General features: G+C 65.2%; 2 pseudogenes. Both read left to right on the top strand.

Features of this window, described 5'->3' with window-relative positions:
* Positions 1-318 (top strand): annotated as a pseudogene (locus tag RY831_RS33110) (phosphate ABC transporter permease subunit PstC); the annotation flags it as partial.
* Positions 315-635: pseudogene (locus tag RY831_RS33105) on the top strand (phosphate ABC transporter permease PstA); the annotation flags it as partial. The pseudogenes RY831_RS33110 and RY831_RS33105, both read left to right, overlap by 4 nt.

Genomic DNA, 635 nt, shown 5'->3' with positions numbered 1-635 from the left:
GTGCGCAAGATCGTGCTGCCCTATACCAAGACCGGCGTGGTCGGCGGCGTCATGCTCGGCCTGGGCCGCGCGCTGGGCGAAACCATGGCGGTGACGTTTGTCATCGGCAATGCCCACAAGCTCTCGTGGTCGCTGTTTGCCGCCGGCAACAGCATCGCCTCGACCCTGGCCAACGAGTTCGCCGAAGCCGAATCCAAGCTGCATGTATCGTCCCTGTTCGCGCTGGGACTGATCCTGTTCGTCATCACCTTCATCGTCCTGTCGGCCGCCAAGCTCATGCTCATGGGCATGGCGCGCAAGGAAGGAGCCAAATCGTGAATCCCGTCAATCCTGTCAATCCCGTATATCGCCGGCGCCTGCTGGCGCACCGGGTCGGCATCGCGCTGTCGATCGGCGCCATGGCCATCGGCCTGCTGTTTCTCGGCTGGATCCTGTTCACCCTGCTCATCAAGGGCTTCAGCGCGCTGAGCCTCGCCATGTTCACCGAGACCACCCCGGCCCCGGGCGGCGACGGCGGCGGCCTGGTCAATGCCATCGTCGGCAGCCTGCTGATGGTGGGCGCGGCCACGCTGGTAAGCACGCCGATCGGCATCCTGGCCGGCATGTACCTGGCCGAGTACGGCGAGGAAAGCTGG

The organism is Noviherbaspirillum album, assembly GCF_035916955.1.
GTDB lineage: Bacteria > Pseudomonadota > Gammaproteobacteria > Burkholderiales > Burkholderiaceae_D > Noviherbaspirillum > Noviherbaspirillum album.
This window is presented reverse-complemented; position numbering and strand designations above follow the sequence as displayed.